Origin of the sequence: Anoxynatronum buryatiense (assembly GCF_900182905.1) — a bacterium.
Taxonomy (GTDB): domain Bacteria; phylum Bacillota; class Clostridia; order Peptostreptococcales; family Tindalliaceae; genus Anoxynatronum; species Anoxynatronum buryatiense.
Window position 1 is genome coordinate 34585 of the sequence record NZ_FXUF01000015.1, and the last position, 22736, is coordinate 57320.

At 51.6% G+C, this 22736-nt stretch carries 17 protein-coding genes and 1 riboswitch; of the genes, 2 read left to right on the forward strand and 15 right to left on the reverse strand.

All coding sequences use genetic code 11. The annotated features are described in order from the left end of the window. Window positions 1-72: 72 nt before the first annotated feature. Window positions 73-190: riboswitch (FMN riboswitch) on the reverse strand. Between the two features lie 58 nt (window positions 191-248). After that, on the reverse strand, window positions 249-2405 hold the full coding sequence (locus tag QOL74_RS15220) for a Tex family protein (protein ID WP_283410415.1): 2157 nt from the start codon (window positions 2403-2405) through the stop codon (window positions 249-251). 461 nt (window positions 2406-2866) lie between these two features. Between QOL74_RS15220 and QOL74_RS15225 the strand changes: the two genes are divergently transcribed. Continuing rightward, entirely contained in the window at window positions 2867-5011 is a 2145-nt protein-coding gene (locus QOL74_RS15225; protein ID WP_283410357.1) for a methyl-accepting chemotaxis protein, read from the forward strand. A 231-nt stretch (window positions 5012-5242) separates the two neighbouring features. Here QOL74_RS15225 and QOL74_RS15230 read toward each other — a convergent pair whose 3' ends face one another. From QOL74_RS15230 to QOL74_RS15245, 4 genes are all read right to left on the reverse strand, one after another. After that, complete coding sequence (locus QOL74_RS15230) at window positions 5243-5716, reverse strand: flagellar export chaperone FliS (RefSeq protein ID WP_283410358.1); 474 nt, start codon at window positions 5714-5716, stop codon at window positions 5243-5245. 110 nt (window positions 5717-5826) lie between these two features. Beyond that, entirely contained in the window at window positions 5827-7437 is a 1611-nt protein-coding gene (locus tag QOL74_RS15235; protein ID WP_283410359.1) for a flagellin N-terminal helical domain-containing protein, read from the reverse strand. A 283-nt stretch (window positions 7438-7720) separates the two neighbouring features. Next, window positions 7721-8035: an EscU/YscU/HrcU family type III secretion system export apparatus switch protein gene (locus tag QOL74_RS15240; protein WP_283410360.1), complete on the reverse strand. Its 315-nt coding sequence runs from the start codon at window positions 8033-8035 to the stop codon at window positions 7721-7723. A gap of 11 nt (window positions 8036-8046) precedes the next feature. After that, window positions 8047-11451: a DUF6240 domain-containing protein gene (locus QOL74_RS15245; RefSeq protein ID WP_283410361.1), complete on the reverse strand. Its 3405-nt coding sequence runs from the start codon at window positions 11449-11451 to the stop codon at window positions 8047-8049. 397 nt (window positions 11452-11848) lie between these two features. Between QOL74_RS15245 and QOL74_RS15250 the strand changes: the two genes are divergently transcribed. Continuing rightward, the gene (locus tag QOL74_RS15250) at window positions 11849-12301 is read left to right on the forward strand and encodes a YaaR family protein (RefSeq protein WP_283410362.1); all 453 of its coding nucleotides are present in this window, start codon (window positions 11849-11851) and stop codon (window positions 12299-12301) included. 161 nt (window positions 12302-12462) lie between these two features. Here QOL74_RS15250 and QOL74_RS15255 read toward each other — a convergent pair whose 3' ends face one another. The 10 genes from QOL74_RS15255 to QOL74_RS15300 form a co-directional block, all read right to left on the reverse strand. Continuing rightward, a complete protein-coding gene (locus QOL74_RS15255; RefSeq protein WP_283410363.1) occupies window positions 12463-12735 on the reverse strand; it encodes a hypothetical protein in 273 nt (90 codons plus the stop codon). Window positions 12736-12875: 140 nt separating this feature from the next. Continuing rightward, window positions 12876-13980 (reverse strand): peptide chain release factor 2 gene (prfB, locus tag QOL74_RS15260; protein WP_283410364.1). Its coding sequence is split into 2 segments (ribosomal slippage): window positions 12876-13904 and window positions 13906-13980, totalling 1104 coding nucleotides; the frame shifts between segments, so codons are not numbered across the junction. 32 nt (window positions 13981-14012) lie between these two features. After that, window positions 14013-16691: a preprotein translocase subunit SecA gene (secA, locus tag QOL74_RS15265; protein WP_283410365.1), complete on the reverse strand. Its 2679-nt coding sequence runs from the start codon at window positions 16689-16691 to the stop codon at window positions 14013-14015. 35 nt (window positions 16692-16726) lie between these two features. Then, a complete protein-coding gene (locus QOL74_RS15270; RefSeq protein ID WP_283410366.1) occupies window positions 16727-17332 on the reverse strand; it encodes a DUF5317 domain-containing protein in 606 nt (201 codons plus the stop codon). A gap of 192 nt (window positions 17333-17524) precedes the next feature. Beyond that, window positions 17525-18061 carry a ribosome hibernation-promoting factor, HPF/YfiA family gene (hpf, locus tag QOL74_RS15275; RefSeq protein ID WP_283410367.1) on the reverse strand — a complete coding sequence of 179 codons (537 nt, stop codon included), beginning with the start codon at window positions 18059-18061 and terminating at the stop codon, window positions 17525-17527. A gap of 135 nt (window positions 18062-18196) precedes the next feature. After that, entirely contained in the window at window positions 18197-18523 is a 327-nt protein-coding gene (locus QOL74_RS15280) for a hypothetical protein (protein WP_283410368.1), read from the reverse strand. A 61-nt stretch (window positions 18524-18584) separates the two neighbouring features. Further along, the gene (locus QOL74_RS15285) at window positions 18585-19334 is read right to left on the reverse strand and encodes an MgtC/SapB family protein (RefSeq protein ID WP_283410369.1); all 750 of its coding nucleotides are present in this window, start codon (window positions 19332-19334) and stop codon (window positions 18585-18587) included. 222 nt (window positions 19335-19556) lie between these two features. Continuing rightward, window positions 19557-19931, reverse strand: a complete 375-nt coding sequence (locus tag QOL74_RS15290) for a DUF1667 domain-containing protein (RefSeq protein ID WP_283410370.1) — start codon at window positions 19929-19931, stop codon at window positions 19557-19559. 49 nt (window positions 19932-19980) lie between these two features. Further along, window positions 19981-21249 (reverse strand): NAD(P)/FAD-dependent oxidoreductase, encoded by a 1269-nt coding sequence (locus QOL74_RS15295; RefSeq protein WP_283410371.1) that lies wholly within the window; start codon window positions 21247-21249, stop codon window positions 19981-19983. After that, complete coding sequence (locus QOL74_RS15300; protein WP_283410372.1) at window positions 21246-22706, reverse strand: NAD(P)/FAD-dependent oxidoreductase; 1461 nt, start codon at window positions 22704-22706, stop codon at window positions 21246-21248. Before QOL74_RS15300 ends, QOL74_RS15295 begins: the two co-directional genes overlap by 4 nt. Between the last annotated feature and the right edge of the window lie 30 nt (window positions 22707-22736).

The following is a 22736-nucleotide window of genomic DNA, read 5'->3' on the forward strand; positions in this document are numbered from 1 at the left end:
CCTCCTGATTGTTTTCATAAAAAGAGCGCCTGGTCTTCAGGCGCCGATGCATGACAAGATTGACAAAAACACGTTCATCTTCTCCCATCCAGACTATACTGTCGGTACCGGAATTACACCGGTTCAATCGCCACAGCGACTCGCGGACTTTACCGCCGGTCGGGAATTTCACCCTGCCCTGAAGACTTGTATGAAGCAGCACAGGCTGCCTTTGTTTTTATTATAAGGCAAGGTGGTGATGGTTGCAACTATTTTTCTTTTTTCATGGTGAGGGCGATGCGTTGGCGCTTCAGATCCACACTGAGTACCCGAACTGTCACCACGTCACCCACCGCCACCACATCAAGGGGATGTTTCACAAAGCCATTGCGCAACTCAGAGATGTGTACCAGGCCGTCCTGCTTGACACCGATATCCACAAAGGCACCAAAGTCGATGACATTGCGCACCGTGCCGGTGAGCTCCATTTCCGGCTCCAGGTCTTCCATTTTCATGACATCGGTTCGAAACACCGGTTTCGGCAGTTCTTCCCGGGGGTCACGTCCCGGTTTTTTCAGCTCTGCCACCATATCACAGAGGGTGGGCAGCCCCATGTCCAGCTCTTTTGCCAGCGCCTCCAACTTCAGGTCTGCCAGCTTTTCTTCCAGCAGACTGCTGCGGTCTGCTGCCAGATCAGCGGGGGTGAGGCCCACTTTGTTCAGCAGCGACTGTGCCTGGGGATAGGATTCCGGATGCACCGCCGTGTTGTCCAGGGGGTTTTTTCCCTGGCGAATCCGAAGAAAACCGGCACACTGGGTAAAGGCGGCCGGGCCCAGACGGGGAACTTTCAGCAGCTCTTTTCGGTCGGTGTATCCGCCGTTGGCTTCCCGGTGGGCCACAATGTTCTCGGCCACTGTTTTGCTGATGCCCGCCACATACTGTAAGAGGGAGGGCGATGCGGTGTTCACATCCACTCCCACCCGGTTCACACTGTCTTCCACAACGCCTGAGAGCCGTTCTTCCAGCTGCTTCTGGTTCACATCGTGCTGGTACTGGCCCACGCCGATGGCCTTGGGGTCGATCTTCACCAGCTCTGCCAGGGGGTCTTGCAAACGCCGGGCGATGGAAACTGCTCCCCGCAGGGAAACATCCATGTCAGGAAATTCTTTTGTAGCCAGCTTGGAGGCCGAGTAAACAGAGGCACCTGCCTCACTGACAATGGCATAGGCCACCGGGTGAGGGAAAGAGGGGATGAGGGAAGCAATGAACTGCTCTGTTTCCCGGGATCCGGTGCCGTTGCCGATGGCCATGGCGGTGATGCCATGACTGGCTACCATGCGCTTCACCGTGGCAGCAGAATTGACCATTTCATTCTGAGGCGGCACGGGGTAAATGGTGGTGGTCTCCAGCACCCGTCCGGTTTCATCCACCACTGCCAGTTTACAGCCCGTACGATAGGCTGGATCAATGCCCATCACCCGTTTCCCTGTCACCGGGGGCTGCATCAGCAGGCCGGCCATATTTTTGCCAAATAGAATGATGGCGGCGGCTTCCGCCCGTTCGGTCAGTTCGTTACGCACTTCTCTTTCCAGAGAGGGAAGCAGCAGCCGTTTCCAGGTATCAACGGCAATTGCCCGCAGGGTTTCATTGCGCGGATCAGTTTCTGATACCAGAAGTGCTTTTTCCAGCTGGGTCACTGCCACCGTTTCCGGGATCACCAGCGCCACTTTCAGAAACGCTTCTTTTTCTCCCCGGTTTACTGCCAGTACCCGATGATCCGGTATTTTTTTCACCGGTTCCCGGTGGTCATAGTACATTTCATAGACTGACTCTGCCGTTTCATCCTTGGCTTTCACTGCCAGTTCTCCCTGCTGCCATAAAAGCCGCCGCAATTTTTTCCGCAGCTCCGCTTCATCGGCCAGATCTTCCGCCACAATATCCATGGCACCCTGAAGGGCTTCCTCAGGTGTATTGACCTCCTGTTCAGGGTTAAGATGCGCTGCGGCTTCTGTGAGGGGGTCGTGGCCGGGAACATCCCGGCTTTGCAGCCAGGCTGCCAGGGCTTCCAGCCCTTTTTCCCTTGCAATGGTGGCCCGGGTGCGCCGCTTGGGGCGGTAGGGCCGGTAAAGGTCTTCGATTTCTGTCAGTGTGGTGGCTTTTGCCAGCTTTTCTTCCAACTCAGGGGTCATTTCTTCCAGCTGGGTGATATGCCTGTACACTTCTTCCCGTCGCTGCTGCAAGTTTTGCAGGTATGTCAACCGCTGATGGAGGTCCCGCAGCACTTCATCGCTGATGCCCCCGGTCATCTCTTTCCGGTAACGGGCAATAAACGGTATGGTGTTGCCTTCTTCCAAAAGCGCCAGTGTTTGTGCCACCTGCGAAGTTTTTAGATGAAATTCGCCTGCCAGTATTTGAACAAAATCCATCATGGTGTTCCCCCTTGTATTTGATTGGATTGAATGATTTCAGTATAGCATATTTTTCACAAAACACAGCCGCCTGACCCTTTCGCCTTCCAATCGAAGTCAGCCTTTGACTCAGGTGTTGATATATCAATGCCGGTATCCACCGCCGAAAGCTTCGGCCATGACGATGATATCGCCGAAAATAAGGCTGCCAAAGAAAACGTATTCAAGGCTGGTTTCCCTCTTTCGACTGTGATAAAATGGATGTTAATACAAAAATGTCAGCAACGTTACTTTTAGCGCTGAACATCATGTACCCAGCCGCTGCTGACGCTGCTTTTCTTTTTCATTTTTCCCGTCTCCCATTGTTTCAATTCTATTAACAGTTCCCTTATTCCTTGTTTTCGTGCCTTTATCGGGCCACTTACATAATGATAGTGCTTTTTTAGATTACTGAATTAGATTACCGAAGGAGGAAGACTATGCATAAGCTATTTAACAACCTGCGCATCACCCACAGCATCGCCATTATTGTTTTGCTGGCGATCCTGTCCACTGCCTGGATTGGCTACAGCGGGCTTCAGGGAATGAACGCCATCAACCAGAATGTGGAAAGAATCAATGAAGAAGCGGTTCTCCGCACGCAACTGGCCATGGAGCTGACAAATCAGCTGATGGTCGCCCGGCTGGAAATCGGCCGTCTGACGGCCTATGGCTATTTTCCCAGCGTGGCTGATGAGGTGGAGAAACTGAACGAATCCACCACTGCCCTTTTCACAGCCTACGGCGAAGGCATTCGCCAGGATTCCAACCAACAGGTTCTTTTTGACACTGCCAAGCGAACTCACGGGGACTTCCTCAATACCTGGGCGACTTTCGTGGCCAATCTGGAGGCGCATTCACGTCTCAGCCGGGATGTTCGGGTTGCCCAGAGTGCCCAGGCACGAGCCGCCACAGCCGGCGAAGTGCCGGCCGCCGAAGTGCCGGGAGACACTGAGACTGAGGGTGAGCCGCTGGAAGACCCTGCTGAAACTGCCTCCCCTGAAGATGATACATCTGCCGAAGCAACCCAGGAGACCATTGCCGCTCCCGCTGCTGAACCTGAAGAAGGTGCCTCAGAGCAGGAACTGGAGTTGTTCGAACTTCAAGCGTCTGTTGCCCAGCTTTCCGGTTCTCTGGAAACCATGGGCCGTTCCATGATCAACAACCTTTCTATCATCATGAACCAGGACCGTGAAATGGCCGGCGCTCTTTATGAGGACAGTCTGGCCATTCATCAGGCGAATGTGCGCCAAATCATCAGTATTACCCTCATTGCCGCACTGCTGCTGTTCTTCATTTCCCTTGTCGTCATGTTGATTATCCGTTCTTCCACCAAAGAAATTAACAGTGTTTTTGAAGTGGTTGCCACCGGCGACTTTACTCCGGAGCTGGATGAGAACCAGAAAAATGAGTTTGGTTCCATCAAAAAAGCGCTGGCCGTCACCTTAAGCCGGGTTTCTGAAACCCTGCAGCAAACCAAGCTGAATATGGGATATACCGACGAAAGCGCCCACTCGCTGGCAAAAATCTGTGATGATATGTCGCTGGCTTCTCAGGAGGTGGCCACTTCCATTCAGGAAGTCGCCTCCGGCTCCAATTCCCAGGCAGAGGAACTGGCTGCCATCAGCCAGATTCTCAGTGATTTCGGGCAGGAACTGGAGGGCACAGTGCAGGTCATTGAATCTGTACAGTCGGATGCTGAAAAAACCGGTGAACTGGTTTCTGTGGGCAGCAGTCAGCTGAATGAGCTGGTGAGCTCCACCGCCATCATCGGCCAGGCCTTCAATGATATCGGCCAGCAGGTACAAAAACTGGATAAGCGTTTGCGGGAAATTGGAGACATCACCAATTCCATCAATCAAATTTCTGCCCAAACCAATCTACTGGCCCTGAATGCCGCCATTGAAGCCGCCCGGGCAGGCGACGCCGGCAGAGGCTTCGCCGTTGTGGCTGACGAGGTGCGAAAACTGGCAGAGCAATCCAGCCAGTCTTCAGCCCATATCAACCAGTTGTTGGAAGGAATCGTTCACGAAAGCCACACCATCGTCAAAACCACCGAAGATAATATTCAGCAGCTGAAAAAACAGGAAGATGTGGTGCACAGCTCCATCGATTCCTTTAAAGCCATCCTCAACGACATTACCAAGATGCCGCCTAAGATCAGCCAGGCAAGTTCTTCCATCAGTTCTGTCAACCGCAGCAAAGACTCTATTCTTTCTAAGATTGACCATATTTCTTCCGTTGCCATGGATCAGTCTGCCATCGCTCAGGAAATCGCTGCGGCTTCCCAGGAGTCATCGGCTTCGGTGGAAGAAATTGCTTCAACCGCTCAGGTACTGAACCAAATGACCCGGGAAACCACTGAGCTGCTGGATCAGTTCGTTACCCGGGAGCAGTTGCTGGAAAAACCCACCACTCATGAAGAAAAGACAGAACGGCTCTCAACTCCTGCAGAGGCGTATGATGACAGCCAGACTTACCCGGATGACCTGGATGACCCAGCTAACCAGTATGATCCGACTGCTTTCGATGAGATGGCTTCAGAAACCTCTGTGGACGAAGAAGCGTCAGACAAGTTCCAGTAAGTTGCAGTGGATAGTTAACAAGGAATAGTGAATTGTTAACTTCAAAAGCGGCAAAGATCATTATACCACTGAGCTAAAGTGGATAGTTCGCAAGGAATAGTGAATTGTTAACTTCAAAAGTGACAATGTTCATTGGCAATCGGCAGGGAGTACAACCAAAAGACCGGAGAAAGCGCACGACGCTTCTCCGGTCTTTTGGTTGTGAAATGTCATCTGTTTTGTTGAAGCGCTTCAGCCTTTGCCCAGCCGGTCCCCGCTGTTCATCACGCTTTCATTCAGGGTTCCTTTTCCATAAGTCATGCCCGCCACCACTGAGGGGCCTTGGGTGGATGTCGGTGCTTCGGCCAGTTCCGGGTGTTTCACCAGATGCTGCCAGCCATCCAGCAACGGTTTCAGCACCTTTTTCGCTTCTTCCAGCGGTTCATTGGCCCGCCGGTTCCCTGCATCTGTCACCAGCTTGTTCATATAGAGATAAATCTGCCGGGACTGAATGGCCACCTCTGAGTCGCCCCACAGGGTTGCCAGCAGTTCTCCCAAAATAGCGCGAATCTTCGCCACAGCAGTCTCCAGTAATTCATGATCGCCGGAAGTGACAGCGCCAATTCCTTCATCCAGGCGGGTGTTGATCCCCTCCAATAACAGCACCACCAGCTCTGCATCACTGGCCTGGGCCACTTGTTGTTCCAACTTTTCCTGCTCCGTCATCTTAAAACCTCCCTTGCCTTCAGGTCACATTTGTCAACCATTCACATAAGAGCCGATCATCTTTTCTGATGACCGGCTCATCGTTTTATCACATCAACATCAGCGGTTGATTATCCCAACAGCTGCAGCACCATTTGAGGCATTTGGTTGGCCTGGGCCAGCATGCTGGTGCCTGCCTGCATCATGATGTTCATCTTAGTGTATTCACTCATTTCAAGGGCCATATCGGTATCTTCAATGCGGGAAAGGGCGGCTGTCATGTTTTCCTGGGTGTTATCAAGGTTGGCGGAGGTGTACTCCAGCCTGTTTTGAATGGCACCCAGTTCACCGCGAAGCTGGGCCACTTTGATAATGGCGTTGTTGTAAACAGTGATGGCAGAGGCAGCCGTTTCTTCATTGGAAACATTCAAAGCGTGTTCAATGCCTCCTGCCGACATACCATCAGTGACATCTTTGCTGTCTCCCACATAGGAAGCACCTTTAACGCCTGTATTGCCATCTGGATTAGTTGAACTGATTCCCAGCTGAACCGCACGAATATCTCCCACAGACAAGCGGAACCCCTGTCCCTGGTTGGGTCCAATCTGCAGATTTGCCACAAACTCTTTGGGCGTTCCTTCCAGGAAGACCGTCTGTCCGGCAAATCCTACATCTGATGCTATAAAGCGCAAACGTCCGCTGCTGTCTCCAGTATTGGGATAGTCTTCAACAGCAAAATCCTTCACAATGGAACCCACGCCTGCGAAATCCATGGCAACAATAATATCTAAAATATCATCAACGGTACGTCCTGCAATATCAATGGGACGATTGGAGCCGGTATAGGGCTCAATGCTGCTGTCATAAAACTCTATTTTGTCATCGCCGATCGTCAGCGTGGACCCATGTTCCGGCATTCCGGCAAAATAGATGGTTCCCGAAGCCAGGCCAGTATCCACTTCTGCTGTTCCTGTCACATTTACGCTGGGCGGTGTCAACCCGTAGGCACCCAAAGCAGTGGCCGAACCTTCAATTAAGATGGAACTTCTGCCTCCGATGGAAGTTGAAACAATTTCAAAACCACCTGTGTTATCACTGAAAATAGCTTTTCCCAGATTACCCAGGGCATCATTCAGCACACCCAGCATTTTTTCTTCTGTTGCTGCCCCATTGATACTGCCCAGGCGCACGGTTCTTTCCTGCCCGTCTACTGTGATGGTCATCCATTCAGCAGACAGGTCAATTGTATTGTCAATTGACCCCGAAACGGTTGCCGCTGTACCAGTGCTCATTCGGTGTACAAATGTGTTGCTATCGGGTGCTTCATTCCCCCTCAGCAACTTTCGGGTATTGAACTCGGTGCCGTTGGCAATTCGGTTGACTTCTGAAGTCAACTGGTTCACTTCAGCCTGAATGGCCTCCCGGTCTTCATCGGTGGTGGTACCGTTGGCAGACTGCACTGCCAGTTCACGCATACGCTGCAGCATGGCATGCACTTCGTTCATGGCGCCTTCTGCTGTCTGAATCAGGGAAATGCCGTCCAGGGTGTTCTGGCTGGCTTTTCGAAGTCCCCGAATCTGGGTTTTCATTTTTTCACTGATGGCCATGCCGGCGGCATCGTCTTTGGCACGGTTGATACGGCGGCCGGAAGACAGACGCTCCATGGTGCCTGCTGCGCTGGTATTGTTACGGTTTAAAATTCGGTGAGCATTCAGTGCCGGTATGTTGTGATTGATTCTCATGGGTGATTCCCTCCACTCAATTTAGTTTGATGTCTGAACCCTCCATGGTACCGACGCGGCGGTGATGCCCTCCGTGGCACTTTGCCGATGTTGCCTGTACTCCTTGAAAAATCGTTTGAATGAACTGCTTTGACTGCTTATCAGGTTTCCCTGCAGTTGTTCCGGCTGATGAATCTTTGGGGCGATGTGCTATTCAGCAGTGAAGCAAAATTCATTGATAATGATTGGTTTCAACACTTATATCGACTTGAAATTCCACTGACTTTAGAGGCAGAAGCATTCTTTATAAATGTTTCTGCTGCTTTAGGGCTGCAAGCCCTTTTTCTTGATCCACAGATTCCACGAACACCAGAATCTGGGCCACAATATCATACAACTCAGGGGGGATTTCTGTTCCCAGCTCAAACTGGAGCAATTCCTTCACCAGCCTTTCGTTTTCCACCACAGCCACCTGATGATCTTCTGCCTGTCGGAGAATATTCTCAGCCACAATGCCCTTTCCCTTTGCGGTGATGCGGGGGGCAAAGTCTTTCTGCAAATCATAGCGCAGGGCCACAGCATGTTTCAGTTTTGGCGATGATTTGGATTCCTTTTTCATGGAAGCGCCCCCTAAATCCGCAGATCAAGCCGGCCATGACGCAAGCCTCTGAATGCCTGCAGGTCTTCGGCCAAGCTCATCAAATGCTGCTCTTCTTCCACCCGGTAGCTGAGGTCTTTGATTTCGAAGTCCATGGCCGCCAGCATCTCTTCCAGTTGGGCCCGGCGGGAGTCGATCCAGTCTTTATCTTCCTGCCTGGCCACACCAATTTTCATGACTATTTTTTTGTACTTCACCCCAACAAACACGTTGAGATTTCCCATGTGCCGGGTATCGAAGTTTAACAGCACCGTCATGTCCTGAGGATCAATTTTTTTGTTCTTTCGCTGGTTCATGAAATACACCTGCAGGTTCTGCAACTGACCTCCCAGCATGAAGGGAAGCTGAAATACCGTATCTTCCCGGTTCAGCTGCTGTTGCAGTTCAAGGGAGTTGAGGAGACGTTCCCCCGCCTGACCCAGGTTTTCCCTGGCCTCCGGATTCATTTGCTGAAGTGCCGGCTCCAGATCGCGGAGAATGCGGGCAGCCTCCCGGTAAAGCTGCTCATCGGCTCCCTGACCGCTGCGAAGCTGACCGGTGGCCTGTTCCATCAGACGCGAAAGCTGTTGGGCTGCCTCCTGGGCATATCGGTTGCCGGAGTTGCCCTGTTCTTTCAGTAAATCCATCATCTGACCCAACAACTGGCCTGTTTGATGACGGTTTTGCAAAAAAAGATCCATTTGTTTCACTTCCTGCAGGGTGAGGGGGGTCGCATTTTTGATCAAAAGAGACAGCAGGCTTTCTTTCCGGTCTGTCTCACCCGCCAGTGCCTGAAGGCTGCTGAGGGTTGTCGCCATCTGCTCCAGCTGGTATGTGGTGGGAGCTGTTGGCAGCACTGTTTCTTCTTTTGCTGTGACTTTCAGGCTGTTCATCAGTTCTTCCAGGGACTGTTGCATCACCGGCGCACCGCCCCGATCAGCGGGAAGCGTGCCTTGCTGATGAAGGCGCTGTTCCACATCGTCTGCCAGCCGCATCAGCTGCATCATTTGCTGAAGACTATCCCGTTTCACGGGCATTTGCTGGGCCATGAGAGCGTGGGCCGCTGCCTTCATCAGTGCACCTGTCTCAGGGTCTGAAGAAGCGTGGGGGAACTGTTCGGCGACATGACGGTTCAGGAGCATCTCCATGCGCCCATCCATCTCCCGGGGCATTGTGATGTTTTCAAGTTGCCGGCGTGTATCTGTTGAATGCGCCATGTTTTCTCTATCTGTCAGGGGATTTTCATTCGTCAATCGCCCTATATGAAGTGCCATCTCCTGCCGGTACTTCTCCATATCTATCTGCCCGCCCAGAAGCTGCAACGTCAGTTTGAGGGCTTCCGGCGTCAGGGGCAGGTCATGTTTGAGATGCAGGGCCAATGCATCGGGGGTGAGCTGCTGGAGAAGCTGCAACAGTTCTATTTTTTGGAATCCCGCTTCCAGGCTGCCAGCTCCCTCTGGTTGGAGAAGGGCCTGGGGCACCAGGTCTGCAAGGGGTTTTTCTTCCACCACGCCCGATGATGGTGTCACCAACTGCCGGGCTTCGTCAAGGGTCATCTGTTGCAGATTTTCCACTGCGCCCCGCATGGCGTATAGCTGACTCACCCGGCTTTCTTCCAGGGGAAGGTGTTGCCGGCCAAGGGCCCGAAGGGCTTCCAGGTCTTCGTGGGCACCGCCGGCTGCCGGGGCTATCCCCTGCTGTGCCAGGTACTGGGCCACCACCTGATCTACCCGGGAGGCATCTGCCATGGGAAGGGCTTCTTCTTTGCCTGCATCACCGGAAACTGTTCCTTCCAGTTGCTGGGTCTTCCACATCTCCTGGGTGGCAACCAGTTGCTGAAGGGTCATGGGAGCCTGGCGCCGCAGATGCAGGGCAGCCATATCCAGGTTCATTTCTGAGAGTCTTCCCAGCGTCTGAGCCAGCCGCAGGGCCTGTTGGTCTGTTTCAGAAAGGCCTGAGAGGGTGATTCGTTCCGCCACAGGGGCCAGTTGCTCCAGCCGCAGGCTGCCCCCCTGGCGAATCAGCTGTGCCAGCTGTTTCTCATCCAGTTGTGACAGTTTATCCAGTTGCTGTTCCAGCTGTTCCATGGTGGCTTTCACTGCCTCGGCATTGGTCGCTGCACTGCCTGCGGTTGTGTCTGATGCCTGTGAACCGGATTCTTTACCGGTTCCCTGCAACGCTTCATGTTCCCGAATCCACTCCGCCAACTGGCGAATATCTTCTTTTTCCACCTGTATGCCTGCTTTTTCAAGGGCTGCCAGTAAATGAACGTCCAGTTTTTCTGTCACCAGTTGAACGGCAGCTTTCAACGATTCCATTTGCTCCAGGGTGTCGCCGGTGACAGCCACTCCACCGGTGAGCAGTACCCCTGCCATGCGGATACGTTCTTCGTTAACTTCCATCCCCTCTGTTTGCAAGTGCCGGGCGATCTCATCCGTCATTCTGGCCAGTTCAGCGGGGTGAAGCGCCGCCGAAGGCACGCTCACCGGGTCGCCATACCCTTTCCCGGAACCAACAGCAGCCTGAGATGCCACCATGCCCTGACGAACGCCGCGATGAAGCTTATAGATGTTTTCCAGGCTGGGTTCGATTTTTCCCTTGAGGACTTCTGTCAGAGTTTCATCTTTCAGGTCTTTCAACCCGAAGATTTTTTCCTGCAGGTTAATGAGCCGGTCCACCTGCTGGCGGCTGATGGTGATTCCCTGTTTATCCAAAGCTTTGATGGCATCTGCCACATCTTTTCCCATCTTTTGGCCGTAGATTTTTTGGGCTTGTTTTTCTGCCTCACTGGTGGTCATCTCTTTTTTCAACCCAAGAAATTTCAGGAATGAAAATTTTTCTTTTTCCTCCGGCATTTCACGCAGACGCTGGGCCAGTTCCTGTAAGGAGGTGCGTTCAAGATCGATCTGTTGTTCCAACAGCTTCAGGGCTTTTTCATGGGTCAACTGGCCCGTTACCTGCTCCAGTAAGCTTTTGGCGGTGGTCAGGGCCATGAGATTGCCGCGGTTCACTTCCAACCCGAACTTTTCCAGGTTTTCAAGTGCTTTTCGGGTATCTTCATTCACCGGCACCTGAAGGCGTTCCAGCAGTTTATCCGCCGGGTGGGCCGCTGTTTTTTCCTCAGTCATCTTTTCCTGGGGCATTTTCTCATCGGTTTTCTTTTCCTGGGTTTCCATCTGCTCGATCTGACGCCGGTCGATGGCCACTTTTTCACCCGGCTCCTGTTGAAGGGGTTCTTTCAGCAGGGCTTTCACCACCCGGGCGTCAGAAACCAGCACACTGACTTCCCGCCCGTTTTTTTCCAGAAGCACGCCGGTGAGGGCTTGCCGGTTGTCAGGGCGCCCATAGGTGGGCTGTCGCACGGGTGCATTGATTTTATCAAAAAAAGAGCTGATCATGGGCTTTTCTCCTTTATCGGTTCATCGGCTGATTCATTGGTTGGGCCATTGATTATTGAATCGTTTCACTGGTGAAATATGGTTATTTTTTTGCATTCATCGTTGATTTCAAATCCGTTTCTATAAAGTTATCGACATGGGTTCCTCATCTCTTAACCGACAACCGTCGATTCGTCTGACGGGACATCACCACCCTTTTTTCTTCACAAATCCCCACAGCGACAATCCTTTTGTTTCATTGCCATGAAATGAACTGCTCGTTACTGTGAAAAGAGCAGCCACGCCTCTTAAGATTTATGGCCATTACGCCGATTGATATATTGGAGAGATTCAGTAACGCGTCCCCCCCGCCACCATGTCGCCATTGTGGTGAATTGATAGAGATGGAGCGATTCCCATGGTATCACGCATTGAACAAACCATACCCAAAGAAGCAATCTCGCGGCCGGAAGTCCTTGAGCAGGAGCATCTGAAACCTGCCCAGCGGGTCTTTATGGAGAAGCTGGATCATGTGAAATCTGAGCATGTGCGGGAACATTTGCAGGACCTCTACGGAAAAATCACCGCCCAAGCGGAAAAAATTGGCGAGCGCCTTTATTTGAATGACGTGCTTCACTATAAGAAGCTGGTGAAAGAGTTTTTGGATGTGGCTTCCAAAAATTCTCACCATTTTTCCAAGCAAAATTTTCTTGACCGCCGGGGACGGCACCGGGTTTATTGCATTGTGAAAAATGTGGACCGGGAGCTGGACGAACTCACCAAAGAATTTCTGGACCAGGAAACAGACCGGATTAAAGTCTTAAAACGACTGGATGACATTCGGGGGCTCCTGCTGGATATCATGATGTAATCATCAGAAAAACCTTTTTCACAGCCTTACCATGATGCTGTTTCACCGGTTATGAAAGTACGCAATAAGCGGGTGGCTGTCCAAGTTCTTGGACAGCCACCCGCTTATTGTTAGCTTTGTTGGTTTGGAAATAACATGCACCAAATGATTGAAACAGAAGTTTATTCTTTGGGAAGTATGCGAGCGCTGCCGGGCAGGGGAGTTTCTTTCAACCTGTTGTTGACTAAAAACCAGCCGCCGGCAACATGGTCCAACTCCTCTTCATTCAGTTCTCCCGTCTGGTTGAATACTTCTTCCACCAATGCCATTTCTTCGGCGGTCAATTGGATTCCCTGGTCATCTGCCAGTTTTTTCACCGCTTCAACTGTCTGACACTTGGCCAACTGCTCTTTTTGGGCTTCAGTAAATTTTTCCAATAACTGTTCCATTGACATGTATCACGCCTCCTCACTCACTCATTTAATCATCAATTCATCATTTAGTGAACAACTGCCGAATACCCCGCTGTGAATGAATATCCTGCAATGGATTCTTGGCAGATGTCACCACGGTGTTTTCAATAATGCCCTCACCGTCAGGCTTTCATCTGTTCCCGCAAATACCCGTATATAAAGGGATCCAGATCCCCATCCATGACACCGTACACATTCCCCACTTCCACATTGGTGCGGTGATCTTTCACCATGCTGTAGGGGTGGAACACATAGGAACGAATTTGACTTCCCCAGGCAATCTGGCTGTAGTCTCCCTGTAGTTCCTCGATTTTTTCTTTGTTCTCTTCTATTTTCAGCTCGATGAGCTTGCCTTTCAGCACTTTCAGAGCTGTTTCCTTATTGGAATGCTGGGAACGCTGGTTCTGGCACTGTACCACAATTCCCGTGGGGATGTGGGTGATGCGCACCGCTGAATCTGTTTTGTTGACGTGCTGGCCTCCGGCACCACTGGAGCGGTAGGTGTCGATACGCAGGTCTGACACCTGAATGTCCACTTCCACGGTGTCGTCCAGTTCGGGCATGACATCCACCGAAGCAAAAGAGGTGTGACGTTTGCCGGCAGTGTCAAACGGAGACAGCCGTACCAGCCGGTGAACCCCTTTTTCGGCCTTTAAGTAGCCGTAAGCATTTTCCCCCTTAACGGTAAAGGTAACGCTCTTAATGCCGGCTTCCGGATCGTTCTGGAGGTCGTAGACATCCAGTCCGTAGCCGCTGGCATCTGCCCAACGGGTGTACATGCGGTACAGCATTTCCGCCCAGTCCTGGGCGTCCAGTCCGCCGGTACCGGCATGAATGGACACAATGGCATTTAAGTGATCGTACTCACCACTGAGGAGGGTTTTCAGCTGGATGGTTTCCACCTGTTTTTTCAGGCTTTCCAGCCCTTTCACAAAATCTTTTTCAAACTCCGACTCCCCTTCTTCCAAAAAATACAGCAGGGTCATCAGATCATCGTGGGCTTTTTCCAATCCCTGGTATTCCGCCACCTTGTTCTGGAGGTTTTTGCTGGTTTTCAGCACCTCCTGGGCAACATCATGGTCATCCCAGAAACCAGGGGATGCCATTTTCAGTTCCAGTTCTTCCATTCGCTGTTGCAGACCTGGGACGTCAAAGAGAAGCCCCCATTTCAGTGATGTTTTCTTTCAGTTCCTGCACTTCTGCCCGGAGATTTTCCAGATTCAGCATCTTTTCACCTTCCTTATCGCTGTGCTTCAGTATTACACACCGCAACACTTTTTGTATTTTTTACCGCTGCCGCAGGGGCAGGGATCATTGCGACCGACTTTTTCTTTGTTCACCACGGTACCGCTGCCGGAAACGCTGCCGTCACTGCCAGGAACAGGGTTCACCTTCACCACTGCTTTTCGCTGCACCACTGCGTCCTTTTGGAGGTGGAAGAGCACTTTCACCGTTTCTTCCTGAATGTTGCGGATCATCTCCTGGAACATGTCAAAGCCTTCTTTTTGGTAAGCCCGCACCGGGTCTTCCTGCCCGATGGCCCGTAGCCCGATGCCCTGTTTCAACTGATCCATGGCATCGATGTGATCCATCCACTTGGTGTCCACCACCCGGAGCATGAGGATCCGTTCGATTTCACGGAGGCGTTCAGCGCTGATTTCCTGTTCCTTCACCTCATAATGAGCCAGGCAATGCTGCAGAATTTCCTCCCGCAGCCCATGCTTTGTGAGTGATTCCACATCAGACGCATCATAGAAAGTTTCCAGGCTGAACTGGGCCTGGAGATGCCGGTTCAGGTCTTCCAGTTCCCATTCTTCGGGATATTCGCTGTTGGCGGTATATAGTTCCAGGGCGCTGTCGATGATGGTTTCCACCATGGCCAGGATTTGATCCCGCATGTCTTCCCCATCCAGCACCTTGCGGCGTTCGTTGTAAATGACTTCCCGCTGTTTGTTCATCACGTCATCATACTGGAGGACATGCTTGCGGATGCCAAAGTTGCGCCCCTCCACTTTTTTCTGTGCATTTTCAATGGATCTGGACAACATGCCATGTTCAATGGCCATGTCGTCTTCCAGTCCCAGTTTTTCCACCAGTCCCTGCATCCGCTCACCGCCGAAAAGACGCATGAGGTCGTCTTCAAGGGAGATGAAAAAGCGGGAAGAACCCGGGTCTCCCTGCCGGCCGGCACGACCGCGCAGCTGGTTGTCAATACGCCGGGATTCATGGCGTTCGGTTCCGATGATATGCAGACCGCCGGCGGCAATGACCGCCTGGTGCTCTGTATCTGTTTCCTGTTTATACTGCTGATGAAGCCGCTCATATTCCCGGGCAACGGCCTGAATTTCAGGATCGTCTGGAATGGTGAGGGCTGTGACAGCTGCCAGCACTTCATCGTCAATACCCTTTGCCTTCAGATCCCGCTTTGCCAGAAACTCCGGATTACCTCCCAGCAGAATGTCTGTACCCCGGCCAGCCATATTGGTGGCAATGGTCACCGCACCCTTGCGGCCTGCCTGGGCCACAATTTCAGCTTCCCGCTCGTGCTGTTTGGCATTAAGAACTTCGTGCTTCACGCCTTTTTTCTGCAGCATACGGGAAATAAGTTCAGACCGTTCAATGGAAATGGTACCCACCAGCACCGGCTGTCCCGTGGCATGGTGTTCAATGATTTCTTCCACCACCGCTGCGTATTTTCCCGGTTCATTCTTGTAAATGGCATCGGCATGGTCTTCCCGCACCACCGGTTCATTGGTGGGAATCTCCACCACATCCATCCCGTAAATGGCCTTGAATTCTTCTTCTTCAGTTTTGGCGGTACCCGTCATACCGGCAATTTTCTGGTACATACGGAAGTAATTCTGGAAAGTGATGGTGGCCAAAGTACGGGATTCCCGGCGGACATCCAGACCTTCTTTGGCTTCAATGGCCTGGTGCAGCCCGTCACTGTACCGGCGCCCAAACATGAGGCGGCCGGTGAAGTCATCCACAATGATCACTTCGCCGTCTTTCACCACATAGTCTTTGTCACGTTTCATCAAATTATTGGCCTTCAGGGCCTGGTTGATGTGGTGGGAAATTTCCATGTTTTCCGGATCTGACAAATTTTCAAGGGAAAAATGCTTTTCGGCAATTTCCACCCCTTCTTCTGTCAGGGCCACCGAATTTGCTTTTTCATCCACATTGTAGTGGATTTCGTTCTTAAGCCCCCGCACAAAGTGGTCCACCAGGGCATAGAGCTGAGTGGACTTTTCGCCTTCTCCTGAAATGATGAGGGGGGTGCGGGCTTCATCAATGAGGATGCTGTCCACCTCATCCACAATGACATAGTTGAGATCCCGCTGCACCATGTTGTCTTTCTGGATTACCATGTTATCTCTCAGGTAGTCGAACCCAAACTCGTTATTGGTACCGTAGGTGATGTCTGCCTCGTAGATGGCTTTTTTTTCTGCCGGAGACAGACCGTGCACATTGACACCCGTGGTCATTCCCAGAAATTCATAAACCTTACCCATCCATTCACAGTCACGGCGGGCCAGATAATCATTCACCGTCACCACGTGAACCCCTTTGTCTGACAGGGCATTGAGGTATACCGGCAGGGTGGCCATCAGGGTTTTTCCTTCACCGGTTTTCATTTCAGAAATGCGCCCCTGATGAAGCACAATACCGCCATAAAGCTGTACCGGGTAATGCTTCAGCCCCAGCACCCGCCAGGCGGCTTCACGAACAGTGGCGAAGGCTTCAGGCAAAAGATCGTCCAGGGTCTCTCCCTGGGCCAGCCGCGCTTTATACTCAATGGTTTTTGCCCTTAGGGTTTCGTTGCTCATGGCTGCAAAGGTGCTGTCAAGGGCTTCAATTTTTTTAACCAGCGGATCCATGCGTTTTAACTCCCGCTCGCTGTATGATCCGAACACTTTTTCAAATAATGCTTTCAATTTCTTTCACCTCGTTTATGAATTGGTGGCGCTTACTATCGCCAGATTTTTCCCTTGTGGTCAATCCGAATGACCCGGGCTTTTTGATAGTGGCCGTCTCCCATTAGAAGGCTTTGAATCCAGACGAAAAGACCCATCGATATCACCAGATCACCAATGGAAAACACCTGGCGAATGGGATAGGCGGCAGGCGGTGTGAGGCGCTTACCCAAAAATGCCAGCCATCCGCCGGGGCCTTCTGTCAGCTGATATTGCAACAGCCGTCCTGACTGAATCAATTCTAATCTGTTGGTGAAACCGGCTTTTTCAAGGGCTTCAACCGCAATGGGCACTGTGCCGCCATTGAGAAAGATCACGGCAAAATTCAGCAGGCTCCCCAGAATCAGCAGCCACACGGCCTTGTTATTCAAATTAAAAAACAATGCAATGAATAGAAGACCATAGCTGACGGCATAAAACACCAGCCTGAAGTCCAGAAACAACCGGCTTCCTGCCAGCATCATGAACGACAGGGCAGCCTGAATCAGAAAAGCCAGTACCAGCAGTGCCGACATGCGAATGTGGGCGCTGCGCAAACTTTTCAGATTGCCGCCGCGGAACAGGCCGATGGCAATGCCCAGCATGAGGGCTTCGATGAACATTCAATCACTTCCTTCGATGTGATTCCAACAATGATTCACTGATATTTACCTTAAACAGATAGACGGATGAATCCCATCTTTGTCTGCGAGTACCATTATATCAGTTATTGTCGCAGAAAAAAACAATCCCCGCCGGAAAAAGGGCGGGGATTGTCTGTTTATTCATCATCGGCGACGAAAAACCGCGGGTGCTTATTCCACATTGGGTTCAATCAGCCCGTAGTTGCCGTCACGCCGCTTATAAATCACATTGACTTCATTGGTCTCATCATTGGCAAATACAAAGAAGCTGTGACCCACCAGTTCCATTTGAAGAATGGCTTCTTCATGATTCATGGGCTTCACCGGGAATCGTTTGGTCTTGACGATGCGGGCTTCAAAGCTGTCATCAGTCTCATCCATGGGGATATTTTCAAACCTGATGGTTTCATAATGATTGATCCGGTTACGCTCCAGTTTGGTCTTATGCTTTCTCAACTGGGCAGCAAGCTTATCAACCACTTTATCCATGGTGTTATACATGTCAATGGTGGCTTCCTCTGCTCGCAGCACTGATCCGCTGATGGGAATGGTTGCCTCCATGATCTGACGTTCCTTTTGCACCGAGAGGGTGACTTTCGCCTCAGCCTCCTTACTGAAATACTTATCCAGCTTCTCCATTTTAGCCACAATGGTATCTCTCAAAGCATCTGTCACATTAATGTTCTTTCCGGTAACTGTTACTTTCATCACTCCAGCCCCTTTCCCTATTTATTTCTCATGCCGGCTGTCATCTCTCAAGTGTCCGGCGATGCCGGTAACTGACACATCCGCCCCAGCTGCGAGGTCGGAATGGTGTTAATTGATGGGGAGGATGGTATGTTTCTATATACCCGATTCCTCAGGGGCAAAACAACCGGAAATTAACAGTTCAAAATAAGTTGGATGACCTACCAATTGCATGGCCGCAGCAGATTTTTTTTCGGGGCGTGTCAGTTTTATCAAAAGGACTGTGGATAAAAAAAGAAAAGTATGTTCCCTCTTGACATGAAAGGCATTGATTTTACACATTCTTAACAAAGAACGCCCTTTTCTGTGGATAACTCTTGAAATTTGTGGACAAAGTTCACCCCACCCTGTGGATAATGTGGGTAAGTCTGTTGATAAGTTGAAAACAGCGGATTCTTTTTTCTGCAGGCTGTGTGAAATCATCCCCAAAGTCTCTATGAGAAAAATGCCATCCGCCGCGGGTCACAAATAAGTTTCCCAGGTCCTATAAGTCTTCTTTTTCAATGGGTTCGGAGGGCTTTGCCGGGAAACGTTTTTTGCCACCTTCCCACTGGGCGCTGATCATTCCCGAAACAGCCATCAGTTCACTGAAAAATTTTTTACCGACATACTTTGCCGGCAGTTTAACGGCAAAATAGGCTTCTGTGATCATGCCAGGACCTTCATCTTCATCTTCAGATTCCAGCTCTTCCTCTGATACCATACGAATGTCTTTAATGAGAATGCTGTTGTTTCCCATGATCTGACCAATATCACCTATCAGGCCTGGACGTTCGTAGAACTGAATGATTAAAACGCGGTATTTCTTCTTAAAGAACTTTTTTTCCAGGACGCCAAGGCTGCGCAGTGTAAAGAGAACCACCACTGCTGTTACCAAACCACCAAGATAGAAGCCGTTGCCGATGGCCAGCCCAATGCCGCCACACACCCAAAGACTTGCAGCAGTGGTGAGCCCACTGACTTTATTCTCTGTTCTCAGAATAGTTCCCGCACCCAGAAAACCGATCCCGCTGACCACTTGCGCTGCCAAACGGGCGGGATCGCCTCTGTCGGCGGCGGTGAGATGGGTGAAGCCATACATGGAAAGCAGCATGATCAAGGCTGAGCCGACAGTGACCAGCACATGGGTTCTGAGACCTGCCGGCCGGTTATTGGCTTCCCTTTCCATGCCAATGAAACCTCCGATGACGGCTGACAGCACCAGCCGAAGTATCAACTCGGTTGTGGATATCAAGATCAGTCCCCCTTTCATTAAATATGATATAACACATAAATATGATATAACACATTCGCCCGGAATGAGTCTCTTTGTTCAAAAAAACGTCTGCAATGGCACTCTGTTCACTTTTTTGCGCATGCTGTTTCTTTACCTTAAAAAAAGCCCGGCAACTGTCAGTTCGAAGAGCCATACCAGTGATGAGGGGTTGACAGCTGCCGGGTCAATTGGGGAAGCGATTTAAGCACTTCTGGTGGCGATCACATCCACACCGGTGTTCAGCAGGTTTTTAATCAATACCTGCCCCTGTTTCACCGGCGCCTCCACTTCCAGTTGGTTCAACTGTTGCATACACTGATACAGCAATGCTTTTGGAACAGGTTGAGCGGTTTTCACCGGCAGCCGGGTGACGTTTCCATGATTCAGCTTTACGGTGGTGGTGAGCATCCGGGTGGGATGGGTGATTTCTTCAATGGCGTATTGCTCTCCCCGGGGGCACTGGTTTCCCGTCACCTGGTAGTTTCCTTCTTTTGTGGTGTGTTCAATATCGAGATGACAGCCCATGGGGCATACGATGCATGTCATGGTACTGTGCTGGTTGTCCGTTTTATTCATTTCCATGTCTCCTGTTCTTTTCATGGCTCTTCAAAGTGGAAAATACTGATTATGGGTGGGATTTCAGTGTCAGGGTGATTTCCCGGGAGGTATCCGCTGCCTGGTGGAGCATGTCGGCAGGAATCTGTATCCATTCCATCTCTCCCGGGGTCATATGCGTCTTCTTCCGACTCATCAAGACTTCTTCGCCGCTCCACACTTGCAGTTCACCTTTGGCGCAAGGCTGGGCAACTCTGAAATAAACCTTCAGATCCTGTTCTTCGTGGGGACAGCTTACCTGCTGAGGAACTAAATAGCGAATACCCGGGCCAGGAGTCATTTGAAGAAGTGTTTTCACCAGCGATTCCCGTTTTTTAAGGTAGGCTGCTGCATAACGGCCTGCCCTGCGGCTCTCTTCTGTCACCCAATCCACCAGATCGTGGACATGAAGCACATTGCCACAAGCATAAATACCTGGTTCTGAGGTTTCCATGGTTTGATTCACCACCGCACCTCCGGTAATACTGTCCAGTTCAATGCCTGCCTGCTGAGAAAGCTCATTTTCAGGAATCAGCCCCACAGAAAGTAACAGCGTATCGCAGGAAATGCGCTGCTGTGTCCCCTCAACAGGCCGCCTTTCTTCGTCCACCTGGGCAATGGTCACGCTCTCAAGACGCTGCTTTCCTTCAATTTGGGTAATGGTGTGGCCCAGCAGCAGGGGAATATGGAAATCATCCAGGCACTGGACAATGTTACGGGTCAGTCCGCCGGAATAGGGCATGAGCTCCACCACCGCTTTTACCGAGGCCCCTTCCAGGGTCATGCGCCGGGCCATAATGAGGCCAATGTCGCCACTCCCCAGAACAACCACTTCACGGCCCACCATGTACCCTTCCATGTTGACAAACCGCTGGGCTGCTCCTGCAGTGAGAATACCGGCCGGCCGGGTGCCGGGTATCCTGACGGCACCCCGGGTTCTTTCCCGGCAGCCCATGGCCAGAATGACAGCCCCAGCCTGTATCTGAAGAAGACCTTCTCGGGTATTGACAGCAGTAATCTGTTTTTCAGGTGTCAGCGACAACACCATGGTATCCAGCATGACATCGATGCTGCGCCCTTTCAGGGCATCGATAAAGCGTTCCGCATATTCTGGCCCTGTGAGCTCTTCTTTGAAGATATGCAGCCCAAATCCATTGTGTATGCACTGCTGTAAAATCCCCCCCAGTTCCTGATCCCGTTCTAAAATGAGAATGGAGGAAATTCCCGCTTCGTTGGCTTCAATGGCCGCTGCCAGACCCGCCGGTCCGCCGCCAATCACCACCAGATCCCAGTGCTTCATCGGCCTTCCTCCTTCCGGCTTTTGGTTTGACCCGAAAGGATCCATGATTCGGGACCGTCTTTCACGACGGCTGTCAGGGGGATCTTTTTCTCCCGGGCAATGATTTCCATCACCCGGGGACCGCAAAAACCTCCCTGACACCGTCCGCCGCCGGCGCGCACCCGCCGTTTGACACCGTCCAGGCTCACCGCGCCCACCGGCCGGTGAATAGCATCCACTATTTCACCCTCTGTAATGGTTTCACAGCGACAGATGATTCGCCCATAACTGGGTGCTTGCCGCACTAAATCGGCTTTCTCTTCAGTGGAGAGTTGATCAAAATGAACCACCGCGCGTCGCTTCGGCTGAAAATCTTCGCGAACCGGTACCGTTCCCCACGACTTTGTTACCAGTGTTGCCACATATTCTCCAATGGCCGGCGCTGCTGTCAGGCCAGGAGAATCGATGGCTGCCACATTGAAGAAACCGGGAGCCTGGCTGAGTTCTCCAATGATAAAGTCATTGGCCGGGGTTTTGGCCCGCAGCCCTGAAAAGCTGGTGATGACCTGATGCCAGGGCAGCTTTACAAACCGATCCCTGGTTCTTTCTTCCAGCTCTGCCAGACCCTCCCCGGTGGTTTCCACTCCGGTTCTGTCATCCACAAAGGCGGCTGTGGGACCCACCAGCAAGTTGCCATGCACCGTGGGAAGTACCACCACATTTTTTCCCTGAGGGGTGGGGCACTGAAAAATCACACGGTTTACATAATTGCCGGCAGCCTTGTCAAAAAGCTGGTATTCTCCCCGGCTGGGGGTGATGGTGAACGGGGGTGCCGCCACCATGGCACACACGCGATCTGCCTCAACTCCTGCTGCATTGATCACCATGCGGGCGCTCAGTGTTCCCTCTGGAGTGGTCAGCAAATATCCTTTGTTCAGTTTCTTAATATCCGTAACCGGCCTTTGCAGCAACACATGCACTCCATTTTCCACTGCATTTTCTGCTAACGCAATGGCCAGTTCCCAGGGACCTACGATACCGGCGGTGGGAGCATGGAGGGCGCCAACTGCCCGGGGCGATAGATGGGGCTCCCAGGCGAGCAGGGTTTTGCCGTCAATTATTGTCAGCTGTGGGACACCATTGGCATTTCCCCGCTGATATAACCCCTCCAGTGTTTTCATTTCAGTCTCGTCGTAGGCCACCACCAGGGATCCCACCCTTTGAAAGGGTACCTGCAAATCCTGACACAGCGCTTCATACATTCGGTTTCCCATCACATTGAACCGAGCCTTCAGGGAACCGGGGGCAGCGTCATAGCCTGCGTGCACAATGGCACTGTTTGCTTTGGTGGTGCCATTGGCCACATCATTCTCTTTTTCAATTAATACGGTATTCAGTTGGTAACGGCTTAGTTCTCTGGCAATGGCTGTCCCGATGATACCGGCGCCAATGATGGCAATATCATACGAATCGTTCATGGGGTCTCCTCCCTGCTGATTTATCAAAAA

What these genes read in the sequence shown, in the direction of transcription:
- QOL74_RS15220 (WP_283410415.1), bottom strand. Translation starts at nt 2,405, where the DNA reads ATGGATTTTGTTCAAATACTGGCAGGCGAATTTCATCTAAAAACTTCG.
- QOL74_RS15225 (WP_283410357.1), top strand. Translation starts at nt 2,867, where the DNA reads ATGCATAAGCTATTTAACAACCTGCGCATCACCCACAGCATCGCCATT.
- QOL74_RS15230 (WP_283410358.1), bottom strand. Translation starts at nt 5,716, where the DNA reads ATGACGGAGCAGGAAAAGTTGGAACAACAAGTGGCCCAGGCCAGTGAT.
- QOL74_RS15235 (WP_283410359.1), bottom strand. Translation starts at nt 7,437, where the DNA reads ATGAGAATCAATCACAACATACCGGCACTGAATGCTCACCGAATTTTA.
- QOL74_RS15240 (WP_283410360.1), bottom strand. Translation starts at nt 8,035, where the DNA reads ATGAAAAAGGAATCCAAATCATCGCCAAAACTGAAACATGCTGTGGCC.
- QOL74_RS15245 (WP_283410361.1), bottom strand. Translation starts at nt 11,451, where the DNA reads ATGATCAGCTCTTTTTTTGATAAAATCAATGCACCCGTGCGACAGCCC.
- QOL74_RS15250 (WP_283410362.1), top strand. Translation starts at nt 11,849, where the DNA reads ATGGTATCACGCATTGAACAAACCATACCCAAAGAAGCAATCTCGCGG.
- QOL74_RS15255 (WP_283410363.1), bottom strand. Translation starts at nt 12,735, where the DNA reads ATGTCAATGGAACAGTTATTGGAAAAATTTACTGAAGCCCAAAAAGAG.
- QOL74_RS15270 (WP_283410366.1), bottom strand. Translation starts at nt 17,332, where the DNA reads ATGTTCATCGAAGCCCTCATGCTGGGCATTGCCATCGGCCTGTTCCGC.
- hpf (WP_283410367.1), bottom strand. Translation starts at nt 18,061, where the DNA reads ATGAAAGTAACAGTTACCGGAAAGAACATTAATGTGACAGATGCTTTG.
- QOL74_RS15280 (WP_283410368.1), bottom strand. Translation starts at nt 18,523, where the DNA reads ATGATTTCACACAGCCTGCAGAAAAAAGAATCCGCTGTTTTCAACTTA.
- QOL74_RS15290 (WP_283410370.1), bottom strand. Translation starts at nt 19,931, where the DNA reads ATGAATAAAACGGACAACCAGCACAGTACCATGACATGCATCGTATGC.
- QOL74_RS15295 (WP_283410371.1), bottom strand. Translation starts at nt 21,249, where the DNA reads ATGAAGCACTGGGATCTGGTGGTGATTGGCGGCGGACCGGCGGGTCTG.
- QOL74_RS15300 (WP_283410372.1), bottom strand. Translation starts at nt 22,706, where the DNA reads ATGAACGATTCGTATGATATTGCCATCATTGGCGCCGGTATCATCGGG.